Below are 22,065 nucleotides of genomic sequence, written 5' to 3'. Positions count from 1 at the left end.
GGACGGGCGGGTGACGCGACCCGCGCCACCCGCCCGCGTCCGTGTAGGTTCGGTGGGGTGAGTGATGCCCTCCGCACCGCCCCGCCCCAGGTCCCGATCGGCCGCATCCCGGTCCAGGACGTCCGCCCCGTCGTCGACCACGGGGCGCGCCCCGCGAAGGCCGTCGTCGGGGAGGATCTCGAGGTCTCCGCGACCGTGTTCCGGGAAGGCCACGACGCGGTCAACGCGACCGTCGTGCTCACCGACCCCGACGGCGCCGAGCACCACGTGCCGATGACGTGCACCAACGAGGGGCTCAACACGTGGGTCGCCCGCGTGACCCCCGACCGCACCGGCTGGTGGTCCTACCGGGTCGAGGGCTGGTCGGACCCCTACGGCACCTGGGAGCACGACGCGACGATCAAGGTCGCCGCCGACGTCGACACCGAGCTGATGCTCGAGGAGGGCGCCCTCGTCCTCGAGCGGGCCCTCGACGAGGTCGACCGCACCCCCGACCAGGAGAAGGTCCTCGTCGACGCCATCCGCACCCTGCGCGACGCGAGCCGCCCCGACCTCGTGCGCCTCAAGGCCGGCACGGACGCGGCCGTCGAGCTCGAGCTCGGCGCCCGCCCGCTGCGCGACATGGTCTCGCCGTCGGCCGAGCACGCGCTGCTCGTCGAGCGCGAGCGCGCCCTCTACGGCGCCTGGTACGAGCTGTTCCCGCGCAGCGAGGGCGCCCGCTACGACGCGGAGGACCACCGCTGGGTCACCGGCACGCTGCGCACCGCCGCCGAGCGCCTGCCGGCCATCGCCGCGATGAAGTTCGACGTCGTCTACCTCACGCCGATCCACCCGATCGGTCAGGCCGCCAAGAAGGGCCCGAACAACACCCTCGACGCACGCCCCGAGGACCCCGGCAGCCCGTACGCCATCGGCTCCCCCGACGGCGGCCACGACGCCATCCACCCCGACCTCGGGACCTTCGCCGACTTCGACGCGTTCGTCGCCGAGGCCGAGCGCCTCGGGATGGAGGTCGCGATGGACCTCGCCCTCCAGTGCTCCCCCGACCACCCGTGGGTCGCCGAGCACCCGGAGTGGTTCACGACGCGCGCCGACGGCACGATCGCCTACGCCGAGAACCCGCCGAAGAAGTACCAGGACATCTACCCGCTGAACTTCGACAACGACCCGGCGGGCATCTACGCCGAGGTGCGTCGCGTCGTCCAGGTGTGGATCGACCACGGCGTCAAGATCTTCCGCGTCGACAACCCGCACACCAAGCCGGTCGAGTTCTGGCAGTGGATCATCGCCGACGTGGCGAAGGACCACCCCGACGTCATCTGGCTGGCCGAGGCCTTCACGAAGCCGGCGATGATGCACACGCTCGCCAAGGTCGGCTTCCAGCAGAGCTACACGTACTACACGTGGCGCAACACCGCCCCCGAGCTGCGCGAGTACCTCCAGGAGCTCTCGGGCGAGGCGGCCGACTACATGCGGCCCTCGTTCTGGCCGACGACCCACGACATCCTCACGCCGTACATGCAGTTCGGCGGCCCGGCGGCGTGGAAGGTGCGCAGCGCCCTCGCGGCGACCCTCGTGCCGACCTACGGCATCTACGCCGGCTACGAGCTGATGGAGCACGTCGCCCGCCCCGGCGCCGAGGAGCAGATCGACAACGAGAAGTACGAGTTCAAGGACCGCGGCTGGGCGGACTACGAGCCCGGCGGCCCGAAGGAGGGCCAGTCCCTCGCGGGTTGGCTGACCATGCTCAACGAGGCGCGCCGCGCCCACCCGGCGCTGCACCGCCTGCGCAACATCGAGTTCCACCACGTCGACGACGAGAACTTCATCGCGTTCTCCAAGCGCCGCGTCCTCGACGACGGCTCCGACGACGTCGTCCTCGTCGTCGCCAACCTCGACCCGCACTCGACCCGGGCCACGACCCTGCGCCTGGACATGCCGGCGCTCGGGTTCCAGCCGGGCGACTCGTTCGAGGCCCACGACCTCGTGACCGGCGAGACGTGGACGTGGCAGCGCGACGTCTACGTCCGCCTCGGCCCGGAGGTCGAACCCTGTCACGTCGTCGAGCTGAGGAGGCCCTGGTGAGCGCGATCCCCGGGATGGGGCACAGCACCCCCGGCCTCGGCATGAACCAGCCGGGCCTGCGGCACGACCCCGAGTGGTTCCGCACGGCCGTCTTCTACGAGGTCCTCGTGCGCGCCTTCGGTGACTCGACGGGCTCGGGCGAGGGCGACTTCAAGGGCATCATCAACCGGCTGGACTACCTCCAGTGGCTCGGCATCGACTGCCTCTGGCTGCCGCCGTTCTACGCGAGCCCGCTGCGCGACGGCGGCTACGACATCTCCGACTACACGCAGGTGCTGCCGGAGTTCGGGACGCTGCCGGAGTTCCGCGAGCTCATCACCCAGGCGCACGCCCGCGGCATCCGCATCGTCACCGACCTCGTGATGAACCACACGAGCGACCAGCACCCGTGGTTCCAGGCCTCGCGCAGCGACCCGGACGGCCCGTACGGCGACTTCTACGTCTGGTCCGACACCGACGACCGCTACACCGACGCGCGGATCATCTTCATCGACACCGAGACGTCCAACTGGACCTTCGACCCGATCCGTCGCCAGTTCTTCTGGCACCGGTTCTTCAGCCACCAGCCCGACCTCAACTTCGAGAACCCGGCCGTGCACGAGGCGATCTTCGACGCCGTCCGGTTCTGGATGGACATGGGCATCGACGGCTTCCGGCTCGACGCCGTGCCCTACCTCTACGAGGAGGAGGGGCACAACTGCGAGAACCACCCGAAGACGCACGACTTCCTCGCCTCGCTGCGCCGGATGGTCGACACCGAGTACCCGGGGCGCATCCTGCTCGCCGAGGCCAACCAGCCGCCGCGCGACGTCGTCGACTACTTCGGCACCGAGGAGTCGCCGGAGTGCCAGATGTGCTTCCACTTCCCCGTCATGCCGATGCTCTACTACGCGCTGCGGGAGGAGAAGGCGTCGCCGATCATCGACGTCCTCGCCGACACCCCGGCGATCCCGGCCGGCACGCAGTGGGGCACGTTCCTGCGCAACCACGACGAGCTCACCCTCGAGATGGTGACGCCGGAGCAGCGCGCCGCGATGTACGGCTGGTACGCCCCGGACCCCCGGATGCGCGCCAACGTCGGCATCCGGCGGCGGCTCTCGCCGCTGCTCGACAACAGCCGCCCCGAGATCGAGCTGATCCACGCGCTGCTGCTCTCGCTGCCCGGCTCGCCGTGCCTCTACTACGGCGACGAGATCGGGATGGGTGACAACATCTGGCTCGACGACCGCGACGCGGTGCGCACGCCGATGCAGTGGACCCCGGACCGCAACGCCGGCTTCTCGACCGCCGACCCCGGCAAGCTCTACCTGCCCGTCGTGCAGTCGCTGGTGCACCACTACAACCACGTCAACGTCGAGGCGCAGATGGCCTCGGGCTCCTCGCTCCTGCACTGGGTGCGCGGCATGCTCGCGGTCCGGCGCGAGCACCCCGTCTTCGGGCTCGGCGACTTCACGGTCTGCGACTCCTCGCACGACCGCGTCCTCGCCTACACCCGGGTCGACCGGCGTGACCGCGACGTCGAGGACCGCTCGGCCAAGGCGGTGCTCTGCATCAACAACCTCTCCTCCCGCCCGCAGGCCACGACGGTGACGCTCCCCGAGGAGCTCGCCGGCTGGGAGACGCGGGACCTGTTCGGCGGCACCGGGTTCCCCGACGTCTCCGCCGACGGCACCCTCACCGTCACCCTCGGCTCGCGCGACTTCTTCTGGCTGGCGCTCGACCCGCCGCCCGGGAGCGACCGTGGCTGAGATCCACACCGGCGCGAGCCTCACCCCCTCGAAGCAGGAGCTCGTCGAGGAGTGGATGGGCGCGCAGCGCTGGTACGCCGCGAAGGGCCGGCGCCCCACGGTGCGTCGGCTCGCGGCGTGGCGGCTCGACGACCCGGCCGGCGAGGTCGGCATCGAGACGATGGTCGTCGTCGACGAGTCCGGCGACGAGCCGGTCGTCTACCAGGTGCCGCTCACCTACCGCGGCGAGCCGCTGGCGTCCGCCGACCACGCGCTCGTGGGCACCCTCGAGCACTCGGTGCTCGGCCGCCGGTGGGTGTACGACGCGCCGCACGACCCGGCCTACGCCGCGCAGCTCCTCGAGCTCGTCCAGGGGCGGGTCCCGGCCGCGTCGTCGTCGGCCTCCGACGCCGTCGACGACTCGGTCTCGGGTGTGCCGCAGCCGAGCTGGACCTCCGCCGTCCGCGTCCGCTCGTCCCGGGTCCTCACCGGCGAGCAGTCGAACACCTCGGTCATCCTCGACACCGAGGACGAGTCCGGCGCCCACGTGCCGCTCATCGTCAAGGTCTTCCGGATGCTCTCGCCCGGTGACAACCCCGACGTCGTGCTCCAGGGCGCCCTCGTCGACGCCGGCTCGCGCCGCGTGCCCGGGGTCGTGGGCGCGGTGACCGGCGCCTGGCCGCACCCCGGCCCCGAGGGCGACCGCCCGGCCCACGGCCACCTCGCCTTCGCGCAGGAGTTCCTGCCCGGCGTCGAGGACGCCTGGCGGGTCGCGCTGCGCGCCGCGGAGGACGGCACGGACTTCACCGGCCCGGCCCGCGAGCTCGGCGAGGCCACCGCCGAGGTGCACCGCACCCTCGCCGGCGTGCTCGGCACGAGCCCGACGACCCCCGAGCAGGTCGACGCCATCCTCGCGAGCATGCGCTCGCGCTTCGACGCCGCCGTCGCCGCCGTGCCCGGGCTCGCGGCCGAGGCGCCGGCCGTCGAGGCCGTCCTCGCTGCTGCCGCGGCGGCCGACTGGCCTGCGCTGCAACGCATCCACGGCGACTACCACCTCGGCCAGGTGCTGCGCTCCCCCGAGCGCGGCTGGGTCCTCCTCGACTTCGAGGGCGAGCCGCTGCGTCCGCTCGCCGAGCGTGTGCTGCCCGACCAGTGGGTCCGCGACGTCGCCGGGATGCTCCGCAGCTTCGACTACGTCGGCGGCACGCTCGAGCGCGTCGTCGGCCGCTCCGCCCGCTCGTGGGTCACCGCCGCCCAGGACGCCTTCCTCGACGGGTACGCCGCCGAGGCCGGCAAGGACCCCCGCCACCGTGCCGCCGTGCTCGCCGCCTTCGAGCTCGACAAGGCGCTCTACGAGGTGGTCTACGAGGCCCGCAACCGACCCGAGTGGCTCGCGGTCCCTCTCGACGCCGTGACCCGGCTGACCGCCCGCTTCTCCCCCGCCACCCCGCCGCAAGGAGATCTCTCGTGACCCCCTCCCCCAGCCCCGAGGTCGGAGGCGCCATCACCGCGCTCGTCCAGGGCCGCCACCAGCAGCCGCACGACCTGCTCGGCCAGCACCTCGAGCCGGCGGGCCTGCGCATCCGCGTCCTGCGGCCGATGGCCCGCTCGGTGCGGGTGCGCTTCGAGGACGGCGAGGAGCTCGCGCTCGAGCACGAGGCCGAGGGCGTGTGGACCGCCGTCCGGCCGGAGACGACGCGGACGATGGACTACCGCCTCCTCGTCGCGTGGGACGACGGCATCGAGCACGAGCAGGACGACCCCTACCGCTTCGCCCCGACCCTCGGCGAGGTCGACCTGCACCTCGTCGGCGAGGGCCGGCACGAGCAGCTGTGGACGGTGCTCGGCGCCCGGGTGCACACCTACCCGGGCCCGATGGGCGAGGTCCGCGGCACGTCCTTCGCGGTCTGGGCCCCGCGGGCCAAGGCCGTCCGCGTCGTCGGCGACTTCAACGGCTGGGACGGGCGCGTGCACCCGATGCGCCACCTCGGCAGCAGCGGCGTCTGGGAGCTCTTCGTCCCCGGTGTCGGCGCGGGTGCGGTCTACAAGTACGAGATCCGCGGCGCCGACGACGTCGTGCGCGCCAAGGCCGACCCGATGGCCCGCCGCACCGAGTGCCCGCCGCGCACCGGCTCCGTCGTCGACGAGAGCACCCACGCGTGGGACGACGCCGCCTGGATGGAGCAGCGCGCCTCACGCGACCCGCACACCGGCCCGATGAGCGTCTACGAGGTCCACCTCGGCTCGTGGCGCCAGGGCCTCGGCTACCGCGAGCTCGCCGAGCACCTCGTCAACTACGTGACCGACCTCGGGTTCACGCACGTCGAGCTCCTGCCCGTCATGGAGCACCCGTACGGCCCCTCGTGGGGCTACCAGGTGACGGGCTACTACGCCCCGACCGCGCGATTCGGCGACCCCGACGACTTCAAGTACCTCGTCGACGCCCTGCACCGCGCCGGCATCGGGGTCATCCTCGACTGGGTGCCCGGGCACTTCCCGCGCGACGAGTGGGCCCTCGCCCGCTTCGACGGCCTGCCCCTCTACGAGCACCCGGACCCCCGCCGCGGCGACCAGCCCGACTGGGGCACGCACGTGTTCGACTTCGGCCGGCTCGAGGTGCGCAACTTCCTCGTCGCCAACGCGGTCTACTGGCTCGAGGAGTTCCACGTCGACGGCCTGCGGGTCGACGCCGTCGCCTCGATGCTCTACCTCGACTACTCGCGCAAGGACGGCGAGTGGATCCCCAACGTCCACGGGGGCCGCGAGCACCTCGAGGCCATCGGGCTGCTCCAGGAGGCCAACGCGACGGCCTACAAGCGGGTGCCCGGCATCGTCACGATCGCCGAGGAGTCGACCTCCTGGCCGGGCGTCACCCGCCCGACGTCCGCCGGCGGCCTCGGCTTCGGCCTCAAGTGGAACATGGGCTGGATGAACGACACCCTGCGCTACCTGCAGGAGCAGCCGGTCCACCGCCAGTACCACCACAACCTGCTGACCTTCTCGCTGATGTACGCCTTCAGCGAGAGCTTCGTGCTGCCCATCAGCCACGACGAGGTCGTCCACGGCAAGGGCTCGCTGCTGACGAAGATCCCCGGCGAGCGGCCCGAGCAGCTCGCGACGCTGCGGGCCTTCCTCGCCTACATGTGGAGCCACCCCGGCAAGCAGCTGTTGTTCATGGGCTCGGAGTTCGCCCAGCCGCAGGAGTGGGCCGACGGGCGCTCGCTCGAGTGGTGGCTCCTCGACCACGCGGCACACCACCGCGTGCACGCCTTGGTCAAGCAGCTCAACGCGCTCTACCGCGCGCACCCCGCCCTGTGGACGCTCGACGAGCAGCCCGCCGGCTTCCGGTGGCTCGACGCCGACGACAACACCGGCAACCTCCTGTCGTACCTGCGCCACGAGCGGTCCGACGGCACCGGCGACGTCGTCGTCACGGCCGTCAACTACAGCGGCGAGGACAAGGAGTGGGTGCGCCTCGGCGTCCCGCGCTCCGGCGACTGGGAGGTCGTCCTCGACACGAGCGGCTACGACGAGGCCGGCAGCCCGAGCCAGGGCGGCGTCGTCGTGTCCGCCGAGCCGACGCCCTGGAACGACCAGCCGTGGTCGGTCACGGTGCGGGTCGCCCGCCTCTCGACGGTCTACCTCGCGCCGGTCCCGGGCACCGAGCGTCCGGCCACCGTCCTCGACATCTGACGACGCGCGAACGGCCCGGCGGGTGACAGGGTCCCGCCGGGCCGTCGTGCGCGCCGCCCCCTCAGATGAACAGCAGCTGCGCGCCGTCGGTGAGCTCGATGAAGTCGCTCGCGGAGATGATGCCCTCGACGCCCTCGTAGAGGTCGTCCTCGGTCACGTGGTTCATGTCGGCCGACATCCGGCAGGCCCACATGTGCACCCCGGAGCCGCTGAGCAGCTCGAGGAACTCCGGCACGTCGGGCACGTCGAGGTCGGCGATCTGCTTCTTCATCATCCTCGTCGCCGCGGCCGTGGCCCCCGGCAGGGCGCCGAGCATGTGGTGGATCCCCACGCCGCTGTGGCCCGGCGGGTGCATCGCCGTGTTGCCGACGAAGCTGAACTTGAGGTCGGCCATCGTCGCGCGCGTGATGATGTCGAAGCCCCAGAAGGTGAAGAACATGTGCGTCTCGACGCCCTCGCCGACGGCGGCGTTGGCGAGGACGAGACCGGGGTAGGCCATGTCGAGGTTGCCCTTGGAGCAGATGATCGCGAGCTTGCGCCCGCTGTCGACGGCGTCGTCGAACGAGGGGACGACGACGGGTGCGGTGTCGGTGGCGGTCATGTCAGACACATCCCCTGGGCTTGGGTAGGCCGGAGACGTAGGCCATCTTCTTGGCGGGCTTGCCGGGGAAGAGCGCGAAGAGCTGCTTGACGGGCGTCCCGGTCTGCGTCGAGACCCGGCGCAGGGTGGCGGTCTCGCCCTGGGCGGCGAAGTCGTCGCGCAGGAAGTGGATGAGCTTCCAGTGCTCGTCGCCGAGCCGGAGGCCGATGAGGCCGGCGAGCTCCGGGGCGAGGTCCTCGCTCCACTCGTCGGGGCGGGTGAGGAAGCCTTCCTCGTTGACCTCGACCTGGTGGCCGGCGATCGTCGTGGTGGTCATCGTGGTGTGTCCTTTCCGTGGGGAAGGTGCCCGTCAGGGGCTCGGTGTCGTAGTTGACGTCGAGGAGCAGCGCCTTGCCGTGGCCCGACTCGACGAAGCAGTTCGCGTGCCCGTCGAAGGAGTGGGTCATCGGCCGGCCGGCGACGTGCTCGACGAAGTTCTCGACGAAGACCTCGACCGAGAAGTGCGCGACCGACCCCGCCTTGCTCGTCGGGATGTTGCTCGCGTCGCCGAGGGCGAAGACGTCGTCGTACCCGTGCGCGAGGAAGGTGTGCTTGTCGACCGGCACGTAGTTGAGCTCGTCGCCGAGCCCCGACGTGCCGACGAAGTCCGCGCCCATGTTGAGCGGCACGGTGACGAGCTGGTCGTAGGCGACCTCCCGCTCGTCGAAGGAGACGATGACCTTCCGCTCCTGGTCGATCCGCTCGATCATGAAGTCGGTCTCGACGGTGATGCCCTTCTCCTCGAGCAGGCTCCCGAGCGTCCGGCTCGCGACGGGCTTCGTGAACGCGCCGTCGAGCGGGGTGACGAAGACGAGCTGGTCCCAGGGCAGGACGCGGCCGTCCTCGAGGCGCACCTCGTGGGCGTCGGTGTCGACCCGCTCGACCGTCCCCATGACGACGTCGACGCCGTCGTGGATGAAGGGGCGCCTGGTCCTGCGGACCTGCTCGGGGGTGGTGATGCCGAAGGGGATGAACAGGTAGCCCGGCTGGTAGTCGTGGACGTCGTCGCGGTCGACGACGGTGATGGTCCACGCCTCGCGGGGCAGCCGCTTGCGCAGCTTGTTGACGATCATCGTCCCGGCGGTCCCGGCGCCGAGGACCAGCAGGTGCTTCTGGGTTCCGGTCATGGTTCCTTACTACTCGTCGTAGTAGTTGCGGTCTACCCCGTGGGGTATGTCCGGGTGTGATCTCGCAGACACCGTCACCTGTCGGTGGTGCGGGTGGTCTGCGAGGATCGGCGCCATGACCTCCTCGCGCGCCGGACAGCCCGCCCAGCCCTCCGACCTCGTCGACGTCGCGGCGCTCGTCACGGCGTACTACACGCGCGTGCCCGACCCGGAGGACGTCGACCAGCAGGTCGCGTTCGGGACCTCCGGCCACCGCGGCTCGAGCCTGCGCACGTCGTTCAACGAGGCGCACATCCTGGCCACGACGCAGGCCATCTGCGACTACCGGCGCGAGCAGGGTTACGACGGACCGCTGTTCATGGGTCGCGACACCCACGGCCTGTCCGAGCCCGCGTGGTCGAGCGCCCTCGAGGTGCTCGCCGCGAACGACGTCACAGTGCTCGTCGACTCCGCCGACCGCTACACCCCGACCCCGGCGGTGTCCCACGCGATCCTCGTCGCCAACCGCGGCAAGGTCTCCGGCGTCGACGACATGCCGGCCGGCCGCGGCCTCGCCGACGGCATCGTCGTCACCCCGTCGCACAACCCGCCGACCGACGGCGGCTTCAAGTACAACCCCCCGCACGGCGGGCCGGCCGACTCCGACGCGACGAAGGTCATCGCCGCGGCGGCCAACGCGTACCTGCGCGCTGGGCTGGACGGCGTGCGGCGCATCCCCTTCGCCCGCGCCCGGGCCGCCGCGCAGTCCTACGACTTCATGGGCCGCTACGTCGACGACCTGCCGAACGTCCTCGACCTCGACGCCGTCCGCGGTTCCGGGGTGCGCATCGGCGCCGACCCCCTCGGGGGTGCGGCCGTGGACTACTGGGGTGCCATCGCCGAGCGGCACCGCCTCGACCTCACGGTCGTCAACCCGCTCGTCGACCCGACCTGGCGCTTCATGACGCTCGACTGGGACGGCAAGATCCGGATGGACTGCTCCTCCCCCTCGGCGATGGCCTCGCTCATCGAGCGGCGCGACCAGTACGACGTCGCGACCGGCAACGACGCCGACAGCGACCGGCACGGCATCGTCACCCCGGACGCCGGTCTCATGAACCCCAACCACTACCTCGCGGTCGCCATCCGCTACCTCTACGGCGGGGCGCGCCCGCAGTGGCGCGAGGACGGCTTCATCGGCAAGACCCTCGTGTCGAGCTCGATGATCGACCGGGTCGCGGCCGACCTCGGACGCCGGCTCGTCGAGGTGCCGGTCGGCTTCAAGTGGTTCGTGCCGGGGCTGCTCGACGGCTCCGGCCCGTTCGGCGGCGAGGAGTCGGCCGGTGCGTCGTTCCTGCGCCACGACGGCTCGGTGTGGACGACCGACAAGGACGGCATCCTCCTCGCCCTGCTCGCCTCCGAGATCATCGCGCGCACCGGGCGGACCCCGAGCGAGCACTACGGCGACCTCGTCGCGCGCCACGGCGAGCCGGCCTACGCCCGCATCGACGCCCCGGCCGACCGCGCGCAGAAGGCGAAGCTCGCGGCCCTCTCCCCCGCCGACGTCGCGGCCGAGACCCTCGCCGGCGAGCCGATCACCGCCAAGCTCACGGAGGCCCCCGGCAACGGCGCGGCCATCGGCGGCCTCAAGGTCGTCACGGAGTCGGCGTGGTTCGCGGCGCGGCCGAGCGGCACCGAGGACGTCTACAAGATCTACGCCGAGTCCTTCCGCGGCCCCGACCACCTCGCCCAGGTCCAGGCCGAGGCCAAGGACGTCGTCTCCGCCGCCCTCGGCTCCTGACCCGACCGCCCCATCCACCCCATCAGCCCCATCAGCCCCATCAGCCCCAACATTTCGGGGTCACCCCGAAATGTCCGCGAGACCCCGGCTCCGAACCGGGGTCTCGCGGACGAACCGGGGTCTCGCGCCGTGCCGGGGCGACCTCGCCGTGCCGGTGCCCCCTCGCCGTGCCGGGGTGATGTCGCCGTGCCGGGGCGCCCTGACAGGGCGGCAGGACGAGGTGGGGGCGGCAGGGCGAGGTGACGGCGGCGTGGTGGTCAGCGGGCGTCGATCTTCGCGACGAGCTTGGTCAGCATCGTGACGTTGCGGCTCGTGCTGCTCGCCGGGCCGAGGATGCGCTCCCAGTCGCGCGTCACCAGACGGGAGTCGGTCGACTTGCCCCGCATCCGCCAGTGCACGTCGCTCCCCCGGACGACGATGGTGTCGAACTTGTTCGAGAGGGCCTCGAGCGCCCCGCCGTCCGCGGCGGACGGCGCCGAGCGCAGGAACGTCACGAAGTGCGTGTCGCCGTCGGCGACCTCGAACGGCCGGTCCTCCAGCACCGCGTGCAGCTGCGTCGGCGTCCGGACGAACGTCGAGCACTCGAACCCGAGCTCCTCCTCGAGCGCCGTCTGCACCGCTCGCTCGACCGCCGCCCGGGTACCCGTCGCGTCGAGCACGACGTTGCCGCTGTTGACGTACGTCCAGACGTCCTCGTACCCGAGGCCCTCGCACACGGCGACCACGCGGCTCATCGCGACGCGACGCCGGCCGACGTTGACGGCCCGCAGGAACCCCACCCGGGTGCTCATGGCGCCCACCCTAGGCCCGTCACGCGCCGCGGCAGGGCGACGTGGCGCCCCCACGGGCGTACGGTCGGGCGCAGTGGGTGGTCGCCGTGGAACCTCTCTCGGGGGACCCGAGGACCTGGCCGGTCGCGCCGCCGGGCTCGCCGTTCTACGTACCGCCGACACCGACCCGGGTCCTGCGCCGTCGGATGGTGCTCGATCTCGCCGTCTTCGCGCCCCTGCCGGTCGCGCTCGTCGTGTTCCTCGTGCTCGGCCGATGGCGCGAGTCCGCGTTCCTCTTCCTCGCCCTCCTCCCTCTCGCGTCGGTGCGCCGGCTGCGGGCGTGAGCCACGCTGGCCGAGCTGCGCCGCCGGCGGGAGCTCAGCCCGCCGCCGGACCCGTCGTGAGCCGCACCTGCTCGTCCGAGAGCCACAGCCCGATCAGCCCCGTGAAGTGGGCGTCGAAGCGCTCCCACTCCTGCGGCGGGTAGGTCTGCTGCACGGTCGAGACGAGCATCCGGTGGAAGTCCTCGGAGCCGACCCACTCGAGGACCATCTCGGGGACGTGCGCCAGCGTCGAGTCGCAGAAGGCGCGGTAGCGCTCGGCCTCGAAGTGGTCGTCGGCCAGGGTCTGGTAGGCAGCCAGGCGCCCCTGGTGGTCGAGCACCTCGTCGTCGGCCACGGCGAACCACGGGGCGGTGTCGATGTGCGGACGCGGCGAGCGCCCGGTCACGGTGCAGAACGTCGTCCAGCGCAGCAGCGCCGTCATCGCCCACGGGAAGTAGTAGTGCAGCGACGTGACGGCGACGTCGGGGCAGGCGTTCGCGTAGTCGATGGGGTAGACGACCCCGTCCTTGACGAGCATCTCGCAGGAGTTGAACTCCCACCGGAAGAACGCGTTGACGGTCTGGCTCACCGTGAGGACCTCGCGACCGACCTCGTCGGAGAGGAAGTCGTGGACGACGGCGTAGCGCTCGTGCATCGGCTCCTCGGGGCGGAACTTCATCGCCATCGTCTCGGGGCCGATGGTCAGGGTCCGGACGAAGTGCTCGTAGTCGGGCACCGAGGCCTGCAGGTGCATGAGCATCTCGCCGGAGTCGTCGTACGCCCGGTGCAGGTCCTCGCGGTCGCGGACCTGCGAGACGCCGCGCCAGCCACCGCCGTCGAAGGGCTTCATGTAGAGCGGGTAGCCGAGCGAGTCGGCGATCTCGTCGAGGTCGAACGGGCGGTTGTACTTCGCCGAGGTGAAGGCCCAGCGGGCATTGTCGACGGGGTTCTTGTACGGCACGAGCACCGTCTCGGGCACGTTCATCCCGAGCCGCATGAGCGCGCAGTACGCCGAGTGCTTCTCCATCGACTGGAAGGTGAACGGGCTGTTGAGCAGGTAGACGTCGTCCATGAGCGCGGCCTTCTTGAGCCACTCGCGCGGGTGGTAGTACCAGTGCGCGAGCCGGTCGATGACGAGCTCGTGGCGCGCCCGGTCGCGCAGGTTGAACGGCTCGATCGTCATCCGCTCGGTCGAGAGCGTGTGCCGCGAGCCGTCGGGCGCGGTGAGCACGCCCAGCCGGGCGGCGAGCGCCTCGAACGCGGTCGGCCAGTCCTGCTCGGCGCCGAGCAGGAGGCCGACGGGGTGGTCGGTCGGGTCGGTCACGGCGAGGTCCCTTCGTCAGGTGAAGCGGGGCAGGTGGTGGGCGAGCTGGCGGGACCACCACGGCCAGTCGTGGGCGCTGTCGTGGCCCCAGACATCGAGCTCGTGGCGGATCCCCTTGCCGGACAGCACGTTCGCGAACTCGTGGGTGGCGGGCAGCGACCGCGTCGGTGAGACCTCGAACGGCCCCTGCCCGACGACGAGGAGGATGGACACCCGCGCGCGCAGCCAGTCGAGGTGGTCGCCGCCGGCGTGCGCGACGTAGGCCGACGGGTTCGCGAAGTACGTCGCGTCGCCGACCTCGCCCCAGCCGTTCCACGTCGTCGGGTCGTAGTTGCCCGAGAGCCCGATGGCGAGGGGCACGACGTCGGCGCGGGTCAGCGCGAGGTGCACGGCGTGGTACGCGCCCATCGACGGCCCGACCGCCACGACCTCCGACGAGCCGCCGCTCTCGCCCTGCACCCACGGCAGGACCGCCTCCGAGAGCCACGCCGTGTACGCGCCGGCGCGGCGGGCGCGCTCCTCGGTCGGCAGCGAGGTGTCGGACCAGGACCAGCCGTCGAGGGAGTCGACGCAGAAGAGGCTGACCCGGCCGGCGTCGACGAGCGGGCGGACCGTGTCGAGCATCCCGTTGCCCTCGGCGTCGCGCGCCGCGCCGGCCTCGGACGGAAAGAGGAGGACCGGCCGCCCCCAGTGGCCGTACCGCACGACCTCGAGGTCGGCGTCGTGACCGGGGACCCCGAGCCGGACGCTGCGCTGCTCCATGCGCCCCGACCCTAGCCGGGCGTCAGGGCCGCTCGCCCTCCGAGCACCACACCGTCCGCAGGACGTCGGTGAGCGTGGGGTCGAGCGCATCGCGCCACGCCGTGTACGAGTGCAGGTCGTCGACCTCGCGGTGGCGCACGTCGTGGCCGGCGCGGGCCAGGGCCGCGGCCATGTCGCGGTTGTTCGCGGCGTTCTCCTCGAGCGCGCCGCACGTCATCCCGACGACGAGCGGGTGCTCCGCGTGCCGGGTGTCGAGGACTGCCTGGACCGCGCGCGAGATGCGGCCGAAGTACCGGAAGCCGCTCTCGGACTCGTCGTGCCGGACCTGGAAGAACGAGCCCGACTGCGCGAGAACCCCACCCACGCGCGGGGCCGCGGCGAGGGCCAGCAGCAGCGCCGTCAGGCCGCCGAGGCTGGCACCGACGACGACGACCGGCGCCGAGACGGGGTGCGCCGCCGCGATTCGGTCGAGACCGGCCTCGGCGACCGTGCGCAGGTAGCCCGGCGAGCCGGAGTACCACGCGTCGCGCAGGACCGGGTGCGCCAGCGCGACGCGGTGCGGCGGGAGGACGCCCGCCTCGACGAGCGCGCCGGAGTAGCGCGTCATCCCGGCGAGCAGGTCGTACTCGGGCCCGTCGTGCACGAGGAGCAGCGGCGCGGGCTCGTCGTCGGCGAGCCGCTCGGGGGTCCACACGGTGACGGGCACGTCGTCGGCGGTCTCGCCCGCGACGGCCATCGGCGACATCCGCCCCGGGGCCACGGGGGCGTCGAGCCACCACGGCGGCGCGTAGCCGGGCAGCTCGAGCACCGACCGGTCGCCGAACGCGGTGCCGACGCGCAGCGGGTTGGCGGGGTCGCAGACGACCTCGGTCTCCTCACCCCGGCGCAGCGCGAGCCGGTACTCGACGCGCCCGAGGGCGGGCCGGGGCAGGACGAGCCGCCAGCCGCCGGGGACCGCCGTGAACTCCCGCGGCCCGGGCACGGCGGGGTCGCAGTCGAGCGAGACCCCGGTGAGCGTGGCGTCGTCGGTGTCGTGGACGAGCTCGAGGGTCTCGCCGGAGACGACGACGGGCACCGTCAGAAGAGGGCGCTCATGAGCGCGGTGCGCCCCTTGCGCACCCGCTCGTCCTGCGGGCCGACGACGTCGAAGAGCCCGAGGAGGTGGGTGCGGGCGCGGTCGCGCTCCTCCCCCGCGCTCGTGCGCACGAGGTCGACGAGGCGGGTGAAGGCGTCCTCGACGTGACCGCCGAGGACGTCGAGGTCGGCGACGACGCAGGCGGCCTCGACGTCGGACGGGTCGGCCGCGGCCGCCGCGCGGGCGGCGTTCAGGTCGACACCCTGGGTGCGCTCCATGAGCCGCACCTGCGCGAGCCCGAGGCGCGCGTCGTCGTCGGAGGCGTCCGCGGCGATCGCCTGCTCGTAGGCCTGCGCGGCCGCCGTGAGGTCACCCCGCTCGATGGCCTCGTACGCCGCCTCGTGGAGCGGCGAGAGCGCCTCCTCCTCGGCCTCGGCGCCCTCGGGGAGCGGGCCGAGGTCGACGCGACCGGTGATGCCGTTCTGCACCGCGGCCTGCAGCAGCTGCTCGACGGCCTGCGCGACCTGGCCCTCGTCGGCGATGCCGGGGAAGAGCGGGACCGGCTGGCCCTGGAGCAGCCCGAAGGTGGCCGGCACGGTCGGCTGGCCGAAGGCTTGCACGAGCAGCGGCTGGAAGGCCTGGAGCAGCTCCGGGTGGCCGGTGAGGTCGGCGGTGAGGACGAGGACACGCCCCTCCTGCCGGGCGGCGACCGCCGCGACCGTGTCGATGAGCTGCCGCGTCTGCGGGTGGCCCGAGGACCACAGGACGAGCAGCCCGGCGACGTTGACCGTGCGGGTCAGGGCCTGCTGGAGCGTGGCCGGCGTGACCTCGACGACGAGGCCGTCCGGGATCGCGCGCCCGGCGGGGGCCGGCGGCCCGGGCACCGGCGCGGCGGGTGCGGCCGCGCCGGCGGTGGCGGCGCCGGGGGTCGTCATCGCCGCCACGGCGGACAGGTCGACGGCGCCCCGGGCGCCGGCGGGGTCGGGAGTCTGCGTCATGGTCGGATTCTCGCGCACCTCGGGCCCTCGCGCGGGACCGGGGTCAGCGACCCTTCCCGGAGACGAGGAGCTCGGTGGCGCCGATGGCGGCCACCTCGCCCTCGGTCGGCACGACGAGGACGACCGGCTCCAGGCTCGTGAGGCGCAGGTCGCGGGTCACCTTCTTCTTCCCGACGAGCCCCGAGTAGCGCGAGGGCAGGACGAGCTCCTTGGCCCCGGAGCCGACGGTGATGGTGTCGGTGCGCCGCATCATGCCGAAGGTCACGACGCCGCCGTCGGCGAGCCGGAAGGCGAGCGCGTCGTCGAGCACGGGCTCGTGGGCCTGCTCGAGCGTCGCGAGCTTGCCGAGCGCCTTGGCCTGCACGGCCGCCGAGGCCTCGAGCGCCTGGCCGAAGGGGTCGGCGGTGGTGACGCCGGCGGGCGCCTTCTTCGGGGCGGGCCGGCCGAGCGCGGCGGCGTAGGCGCCGTAGGCCTTCTCGGGTGACATGACGAGGCCCTCGCCGTCCGTGACGTCGACGAACGGGGCGCCCGCGCCCTGCGAGCCGAGGCTGGGCAGGCGCGAGCCGGCGAGCATCGGCACCGAGGCCTCGATGCGGTACGGCTGGTCCGGCTCGCGCGAGACCATGACGTGCAGCGACTGGGTGGAGGTCGCCTCGTCGAGGGTGGTGGCGAGGATGGCGCGCGGCCACTCGCGGCCCCGCGACTGCGCGAGCACGGACGGCTCGGGCTGCTTCGCGAGGTCGGTCGCGGCGGCTGGCGCGGCCCCACGGGCGGCGGTGTTGTCGGCCATCGTCAGGGCGTCGCCCGCGAGGACCTTCGCGCGGGCGTCGTGGCCGGCGTCGCCCTTCGTCGCTGCGTCGGCCGCGGCGGCGGAGAGCAGGCGCGTCGCGATGACGGTCGCGCCGTCCTCGTCGAGCGGGGCGGACGCGGGCTGCTCCGCCGGCGCGGGGTGGACACCGACGAGCGCGTCGGTGGCACCGCAGCCGGTGGTCGCGAGCGCCAGGCCGAGCGCCGCGGCCGCGAGGGCGGTCCGGCGACGGGGCCGGACGGACAGGGGGTGGCGGGTCATCGGGCGTCCTCCGGGGCGTCGGCGGTCGGCTCGTCGGCGGTCTGCTCGTCGGTGTCCGGCCCGGGAGCCGGTCGGGCGGGCACGGACGGTGCGGCCGGTGCCGGGCGGGGGCGACGCGGCCAGAGGGCGACGACGCCGGCGGCGAGGAGGAAGAGCCCGACGAGGGCGGCGACGACCGACTCGACGAACCAGCGCTTGTCGACGACCGTGAGCGTCACCTGCTCGACCGAGCCGCCGTCGGCGGCGATGACGACGCTCTCGGGCGCGTCCGCCTGCTCGACGGTCAGGGCGACCGGACCGTCGGCGTCGTCCTGCTGCCGCCAGAGGTCGGCGGCGCCCGGCGTCGCCGGCTCACCGCTGCCGCGGGCCGCGGTCAGCAGGGCCCAGTCCCGGACGGACACGCCGGTCACCTCGACGTGACGGCCCTCGCCGATGACGGCCGAGGCGTCGGAGGGGTTGGCGCGGGCCATCCAGAGCGACGCCCCGCGGGACGGGGTGGCGCTGACGCGCACGTCGGCATCGACGCGGTTGAGCACGTCGGGGGTGATGACGACCGGGGCGCCCGGGGCGGGCTTGGCGGTGAACTCGGCGGTGCCACTGCCACCGAGGGCGGCGGCGAACCACACGCCGGTCGCCGTGAGGGCGAGCCCGACGAGGGCGGCGAGGGCGCCGGCCACCCGCGTGAGTGTCCTGAGCATCGAGAGGGTTCCTTCGGGTCCGGGGACGCCCCGCACCGGGTCGGTCGGGCGCAGGGCGATCTCTCCACGATGACAAACGCCGAGGGGTCCGGACAAATCCCCGGTTCTCAGGGAAGGAAGTCGCGCGACCCCACCCGTACCTCCCGCAACAGGGAGAACAGGAGGGCGTGCTGCTCCTCGGAGAGCGAGGCGAGACCGAAGTCCGCCTCGTCGAGGTCGCGCGTCACGGCCTCCATCGCGACCCGCCCGCTGTCGGTGATGACGGCGAAGGCGCCGCGCCGGTCGGCGGGGTTCGGGACCCGCTCGACGAAGCCCTGGGCGACGAGGCGCTGGACGATGTTCGTCGCGCTCGTCGGGTGGACCATGAGCCGCTCGCCGACCTTGGACATCGACAGCCGACCCTCCCGGCTGAACGCGAGGAGGACGAGCGCCTCGTAGCGGGCGAAGGTCAGCCCGTGCCGCCCGGCGATGGCGTCGAAGCGCCCCAGGAGGAGCTGCTGGACGCGCATCACCGACGTCGCGGTGGCCATCGAGGTCGCCCGCGACCCCTCGCCCCACCGCGCCACCCACAGCTCGCGCGCCCGCTCGATCGGGTCGAACGGGAGGCGGACCGGCTCTCTCACGCCTCAACGCTAGCGAACGCGACACGCCCGCCGTTCGCCCGTCCGGGCCCCGTGTCCCTACCGTGGTCCCCGTGACTGGCTCGAGAAGCGTGGCCTGGGACGCGTACGCCGCCGTCCTCTTCGACCTCGACGGCGTGCTGACGCCGACCGCCGAGGTGCACATGGCGGCCTGGGCGGAGATGTTCGGCGCGTACCTCGCCGGCGTCGACACCTCCCGGCCCGGGCTCGAGGGCGCCGACACCTCCCCCTATACGGACGCCGACTACTACGCCCACGTCGACGGCAAGCCGCGCTACGAGGGCGTCGCCGACCTCCTCGCGGCGCGCGGCATCACGCTGCCGCACGGCTCCCCCGACGACCCGCCCTCCGCCGAGACCGTCTGCGGGCTGGGCAACCGCAAGAACGACGCCTTCCGCACCGTCCTCGAGCGCGACGGCGTGCGCCCGTACCCGGGCTCGGTCGCCCTCCTGGACCGCCTGCGCGACCTCGGCACGCCGCTGGCCGTCGTCTCGTCCTCCGCCAACGCGCCGGCCGTCCTCGACGCCGCGGGGCTGACCGACCGGTTCCGCACGGTCGTCGACGGGCGCGTGGCCCGCGAGCTCGGGCTCGCGGGCAAGCCCGCCCCCGACACCTTCCTGCACGCCGCGCGGGTGTGCGGGGCGGAGCCCGGCGCCTCGGTCGTCGTCGAGGACGCGGTCTCCGGCGTGCGCGCCGGAGCCGCGGGCGACGTCGCGCTCGTCGTCGGCGTGGACCGCGGGGCGGGCGCCGAGGCGCTCACCGCCGCCGGCGCCGACCTCGTGGTCGCCGACCTCGGCGAGCTCGCGTGAGGACCGCGGCCGTCGGGCCGGACCCCGTCGACCGGCTCCGCTTCCCCGCCGACCCCTGGCGCCTCGTCGAGTGCGCTCCCGACACGAGCGACCTCGGGCTGACCGAGACCCTCTTCGCCGTCGCCAACGGCTACCTCGGGATGCGCGGCAACCCCGAGGAGGGCCGCGAGGCGCACGCGCACGGCACCTACGTCAACGGGTTCCACGAGACCTGGCCGATCCGGCACGCCGAGTCCGCCTACGGGTTCGCACGCACCGGGCAGACCATCGTCGACGTCCCGGACGCCAAGCTCATGAAGCTCTACGTCGACGACGAGCCGCTCGTCGTCGGCATGGCCGACCTCGAGCACTACGAGCGCGCGCTCGACTTCCGGGCGGGCCTGCTGCGCCGCTCCCTCGTCTGGCGCACCCCGTCGGGCAAGCGCGTCCGGGTCGACTCGACCCGGATGGTGTCGATGACCGAGCGCCACCTCGCCGTGCTGACCCTCGAGGTGACGATGCTCTCGGGCGACGCGCCGGTCGTCGTGTCGTCGCAGCTGCTCAACCGCCAGGACGGCGAGGACGAGTACCACGCCCCCGCCCCCAGCCGCGCCTCGACGAGCGACCCCCGCAAGGCGTCGGTCTTCGAGGGCCGGGTCCTGCTGCCCGTGCTCCACACCGCCGACGAGGACCGGCAGGTCCTCGGGTACCGCTGCGCGAGCTCGGGGATGACCGTGGCCGTGGCCGCGGACCACCGGGTCGCCATCGAGGACCCCTACGAGGTGGTCGTCCGCGACGACGACGACCTCGCCAAGGCCGTCTACCGGGTCGAGGCGCACGAGGGCCACACCATCCGCGTCGAGAAGCTCGTGGCCTACCACACCTCGAACAGCCTGCCCGTCCGCGAGCTGCGCGACCGCTGCGAGCGCACCCTCGACCGTGCGGTGCGCCGCACGGTCGCCGACCACCACGCGACCCAGCGCGCCTGGTTCGACGCCTTCTGGGCGGCGAGCGACGTCGAGGTCGACACCGCCGACCAGCACGCCGACGCCGTGCAGCAGGCGGTGCGGTTCAACCTCTTCTCCCTCGCGCAGGCCAGCGCCCGGGCCGAGCGGATGGGCGTGCCGGCCAAGGGCGTGACGGGGTCGGGCTACGAGGGGCACTACTTCTGGGACAGCGAGATCTACGTCGCGCCGTTTCTCACCTACACCCAGCCGCAGACCGCCCGGAACCTGCTGCGCTTCCGCAGCCTCATGCTGCCGGCGGCCCGCGACCGGGCCCGCGAGATGTCGCAGCGCGGGGCCCTGTTCCCCTGGCGGACGATCAGCGGCGAGGAGGCCTCGGCCTACTACGCCGCCGGCACCGCGCAGGTGCACATCGACGCCGACGTCGTGCACGCGCTGACGCAGTACCTCGCCGCGACCGGCGACGTCGAGTTCCTCCTCCGGCACGGCATGCCGATCCTCGTCGAGACGGCTCGTCTCTACGCCGACCTCGGGTTCTGGCGCAGCAACGGCGCCGACAGCTTCCACATCCACGGGGTCACCGGCCCCGACGAGTACACGACGGTCGTCAACAACAACCTCTTCACCAACGTCATGGCCCGGGCCACCCTCGAGCAGGCCGCCGACGCGGCCGACCGGCTGCGCACCGAGCACCCGGACGACTGGGCGGTCATCGCGCACCGCCTGCACGTCAGCCCGGACGAGGTGGCGGAGTGGCGGCGGTGCGCCGACGGGATGCACATCCCGTTCGACGAGGGCCTCGGCATCCACCCTCAGGACGACTTCTTCCTCGACCGCGAGGTGTGGGACCTCAGCCGCACGCCCGCCTCGCTGCGCCCCCTCCTCCTGCACTACCACCCGCTCGTCATCTACCGCTTCCAGGTGCTCAAGCAGGCCGACGTCGTCCTCGCCCTCTACCTCCAGGGCCACCGTTTCACGGCCGAGGAGAAGCGCGCCGACTTCGAGTACTACGACCCGATCACCACCGGGGACTCGACGCTCTCCGCCGTCGTGCAGTCGGTCGTGGCCGCGGAGGTGGGCTACCACCAGGCCGCGCTGGAGTACTTCCACGACGCCCTGTACGTCGATCTCGCGGACCTCCACGACAACACCGTCGACGGCCTCCACGTCGCCTCCGCGGGCGGCGTGTGGGCGACCCTCGTCGGCGGCTTCGGCGGGATGCGCGACCACGGCGGACGCCTCGCCCTCGACCCGCGGCTGCCCGCGGCCTGGGGATCGTTGTGCTTCCGCCTCACGTGGCGGGGCACGCGAATCGCGGTGCGGCTCAACGCCTCCGAGCTGCGGATGGAGGTCGAGGCGGGTGACGGCGAGGTGCCGGTGTCGGTCCGGGGCGCCGACCACGTCGTCGCGCCGGGCCGGCCGGTCGTCGTCGCGCTCGGACACCAGGGACCCCGCGTCGACGGCCTGCTCCCCAAGCGCCCGCAGACCGGCGGCACCCGCGCCGACGGCAGCCGGATCACCGCGGGGGTGCCGGACCCGATGCCCTTCGACGTCGCCGACTCCCCCGACGCCTTCGCGGGCGACCCGACGAGCTGAGCCC

The 22,065-nt window shown here is 73.0% G+C and carries 18 protein-coding genes; 8 read left to right on the top strand and 10 right to left on the bottom strand.

The annotated features are described in order from the left end of the window. Positions 1-57: 57 nt before the first annotated feature. The 4 genes from IG69_RS0109030 to glgB are packed head-to-tail and all read left to right on the top strand — an operon-like array spanning position 58 to position 7,505. Entirely contained in the window at positions 58-2,085 is a 2,028-nt protein-coding gene (locus IG69_RS0109030) for an alpha-1,4-glucan--maltose-1-phosphate maltosyltransferase (protein ID WP_030527837.1), read from the top strand. Positions 2,086-2,099: 14 nt separating this feature from the next. Continuing rightward, on the top strand, positions 2,100-3,833 hold the full coding sequence (gene treS / locus IG69_RS0109025) for a maltose alpha-D-glucosyltransferase (protein ID WP_030527836.1): 1,734 nt from the start codon (positions 2,100-2,102) through the stop codon (positions 3,831-3,833). Beyond that, positions 3,826-5,283, top strand: a complete 1,458-nt coding sequence (locus tag IG69_RS0109020; RefSeq protein WP_030527835.1) for a maltokinase N-terminal cap-like domain-containing protein — start codon at positions 3,826-3,828, stop codon at positions 5,281-5,283. Before treS ends, IG69_RS0109020 begins: the two co-directional genes overlap by 8 nt. After that, positions 5,280-7,505, top strand: coding sequence for a 1,4-alpha-glucan branching protein GlgB (gene glgB / locus IG69_RS0109015; protein ID WP_051750390.1), 2,226 nt, complete (start codon positions 5,280-5,282; stop codon positions 7,503-7,505). The genes IG69_RS0109020 and glgB overlap by 4 nt, the downstream gene beginning before the upstream one ends. A gap of 61 nt (positions 7,506-7,566) precedes the next feature. Here the strand turns inward: glgB and IG69_RS0109010 are convergent, their stop codons facing one another. Next, positions 7,567-8,106: a DsrE/DsrF/DrsH-like family protein gene (locus IG69_RS0109010; protein WP_030527833.1), complete on the bottom strand. Its 540-nt coding sequence runs from the start codon at positions 8,104-8,106 to the stop codon at positions 7,567-7,569. Beyond that, the gene (locus IG69_RS23265; protein WP_425414801.1) at positions 8,103-9,272 is read right to left on the bottom strand and encodes an NAD(P)/FAD-dependent oxidoreductase; all 1,170 of its coding nucleotides are present in this window, start codon (positions 9,270-9,272) and stop codon (positions 8,103-8,105) included. The genes IG69_RS0109010 and IG69_RS23265 overlap by 4 nt, the downstream gene beginning before the upstream one ends. A gap of 115 nt (positions 9,273-9,387) precedes the next feature. Between IG69_RS23265 and pgm the strand changes: the two genes are divergently transcribed. Beyond that, the gene (gene pgm / locus IG69_RS0108985; RefSeq protein ID WP_030527829.1) at positions 9,388-11,052 is read left to right on the top strand and encodes a phosphoglucomutase (alpha-D-glucose-1,6-bisphosphate-dependent); all 1,665 of its coding nucleotides are present in this window, start codon (positions 9,388-9,390) and stop codon (positions 11,050-11,052) included. Between the two features lie 257 nt (positions 11,053-11,309). On the opposite strand, the gene IG69_RS20965 is transcribed toward pgm, so the two are convergent. Then, a complete protein-coding gene (locus tag IG69_RS20965; protein WP_051750389.1) occupies positions 11,310-11,843 on the bottom strand; it encodes a DUF1697 domain-containing protein in 534 nt (177 codons plus the stop codon). Positions 11,844-11,929: 86 nt separating this feature from the next. On the opposite strand from IG69_RS20965, the gene IG69_RS0108975 reads away from it, so the two are divergent. Then, positions 11,930-12,166: a hypothetical protein gene (locus tag IG69_RS0108975; RefSeq protein WP_157577472.1), complete on the top strand. Its 237-nt coding sequence runs from the start codon at positions 11,930-11,932 to the stop codon at positions 12,164-12,166. A gap of 34 nt (positions 12,167-12,200) precedes the next feature. On the opposite strand, the gene IG69_RS0108970 is transcribed toward IG69_RS0108975, so the two are convergent. The 7 genes from IG69_RS0108970 to IG69_RS0108940 form a co-directional block, all read right to left on the bottom strand. Beyond that, positions 12,201-13,469 (bottom strand): ATP-grasp domain-containing protein, encoded by a 1,269-nt coding sequence (locus IG69_RS0108970; RefSeq protein ID WP_036829629.1) that lies wholly within the window; start codon positions 13,467-13,469, stop codon positions 12,201-12,203. A gap of 15 nt (positions 13,470-13,484) precedes the next feature. Then, entirely contained in the window at positions 13,485-14,231 is a 747-nt protein-coding gene (locus IG69_RS0108965) for an esterase family protein (RefSeq protein WP_030527825.1), read from the bottom strand. Between the two features lie 22 nt (positions 14,232-14,253). After that, the gene (locus IG69_RS0108960) at positions 14,254-15,306 is read right to left on the bottom strand and encodes an alpha/beta hydrolase-fold protein (RefSeq protein WP_051750388.1); all 1,053 of its coding nucleotides are present in this window, start codon (positions 15,304-15,306) and stop codon (positions 14,254-14,256) included. Between the two features lie 2 nt (positions 15,307-15,308). Then, positions 15,309-16,304, bottom strand: a complete 996-nt coding sequence (locus tag IG69_RS0108955) for a tetratricopeptide repeat protein (RefSeq protein WP_030527823.1) — start codon at positions 16,302-16,304, stop codon at positions 15,309-15,311. 43 nt (positions 16,305-16,347) lie between these two features. Then, positions 16,348-17,373: a DUF8094 domain-containing protein gene (locus tag IG69_RS0108950; RefSeq protein ID WP_030527822.1), complete on the bottom strand. Its 1,026-nt coding sequence runs from the start codon at positions 17,371-17,373 to the stop codon at positions 16,348-16,350. After that, the gene (locus IG69_RS23110; RefSeq protein ID WP_157577470.1) at positions 17,370-18,071 is read right to left on the bottom strand and encodes a hypothetical protein; all 702 of its coding nucleotides are present in this window, start codon (positions 18,069-18,071) and stop codon (positions 17,370-17,372) included. The genes IG69_RS0108950 and IG69_RS23110 overlap by 4 nt, the downstream gene beginning before the upstream one ends. A gap of 107 nt (positions 18,072-18,178) precedes the next feature. Next, entirely contained in the window at positions 18,179-18,694 is a 516-nt protein-coding gene (locus IG69_RS0108940; RefSeq protein WP_030527820.1) for a MarR family winged helix-turn-helix transcriptional regulator, read from the bottom strand. Positions 18,695-18,783: 89 nt separating this feature from the next. On the opposite strand from IG69_RS0108940, the gene IG69_RS0108935 reads away from it, so the two are divergent. Next, a complete protein-coding gene (locus tag IG69_RS0108935; protein WP_030527819.1) occupies positions 18,784-19,521 on the top strand; it encodes an HAD family hydrolase in 738 nt (245 codons plus the stop codon). Further along, positions 19,518-22,061 carry a glycoside hydrolase family 65 protein gene (locus tag IG69_RS0108930; RefSeq protein WP_030527818.1) on the top strand — a complete coding sequence of 848 codons (2,544 nt, stop codon included), beginning with the start codon at positions 19,518-19,520 and terminating at the stop codon, positions 22,059-22,061. Before IG69_RS0108935 ends, IG69_RS0108930 begins: the two co-directional genes overlap by 4 nt. Positions 22,062-22,065: the final 4 nt, after the last annotated feature.

Source organism: Phycicoccus jejuensis, from assembly GCF_000720925.1.
Classification (GTDB): domain Bacteria; phylum Actinomycetota; class Actinomycetes; order Actinomycetales; family Dermatophilaceae; genus Phycicoccus; species Phycicoccus jejuensis.
The sequence above is the reverse complement of the archived record's forward strand: the minus strand, read 5'-3'. Positions and strand labels throughout refer to the sequence as shown.

Excerpts from the sequence above, each read along its gene's own strand:
- treS (WP_030527836.1), top strand. The coding sequence starts at position 2,100 with ATGGGGCACAGCACCCCCGGCCTCGGCATGAACCAGCCGGGCCTGCGG.
- IG69_RS0109010 (WP_030527833.1), bottom strand. The coding sequence starts at position 8,106 with ATGACCGCCACCGACACCGCACCCGTCGTCGTCCCCTCGTTCGACGAC.
- IG69_RS23265 (WP_425414801.1), bottom strand. The coding sequence starts at position 9,272 with ATGACCGGAACCCAGAAGCACCTGCTGGTCCTCGGCGCCGGGACCGCC.
- pgm (WP_030527829.1), top strand. The coding sequence starts at position 9,388 with ATGACCTCCTCGCGCGCCGGACAGCCCGCCCAGCCCTCCGACCTCGTC.
- IG69_RS20965 (WP_051750389.1), bottom strand. The coding sequence starts at position 11,843 with ATGAGCACCCGGGTGGGGTTCCTGCGGGCCGTCAACGTCGGCCGGCGT.
- IG69_RS0108965 (WP_030527825.1), bottom strand. The coding sequence starts at position 14,231 with ATGGAGCAGCGCAGCGTCCGGCTCGGGGTCCCCGGTCACGACGCCGAC.
- IG69_RS0108955 (WP_030527823.1), bottom strand. The coding sequence starts at position 16,304 with ATGACGCAGACTCCCGACCCCGCCGGCGCCCGGGGCGCCGTCGACCTG.
- IG69_RS0108950 (WP_030527822.1), bottom strand. The coding sequence starts at position 17,373 with ATGACCCGCCACCCCCTGTCCGTCCGGCCCCGTCGCCGGACCGCCCTC.
- IG69_RS23110 (WP_157577470.1), bottom strand. The coding sequence starts at position 18,071 with ATGCTCAGGACACTCACGCGGGTGGCCGGCGCCCTCGCCGCCCTCGTC.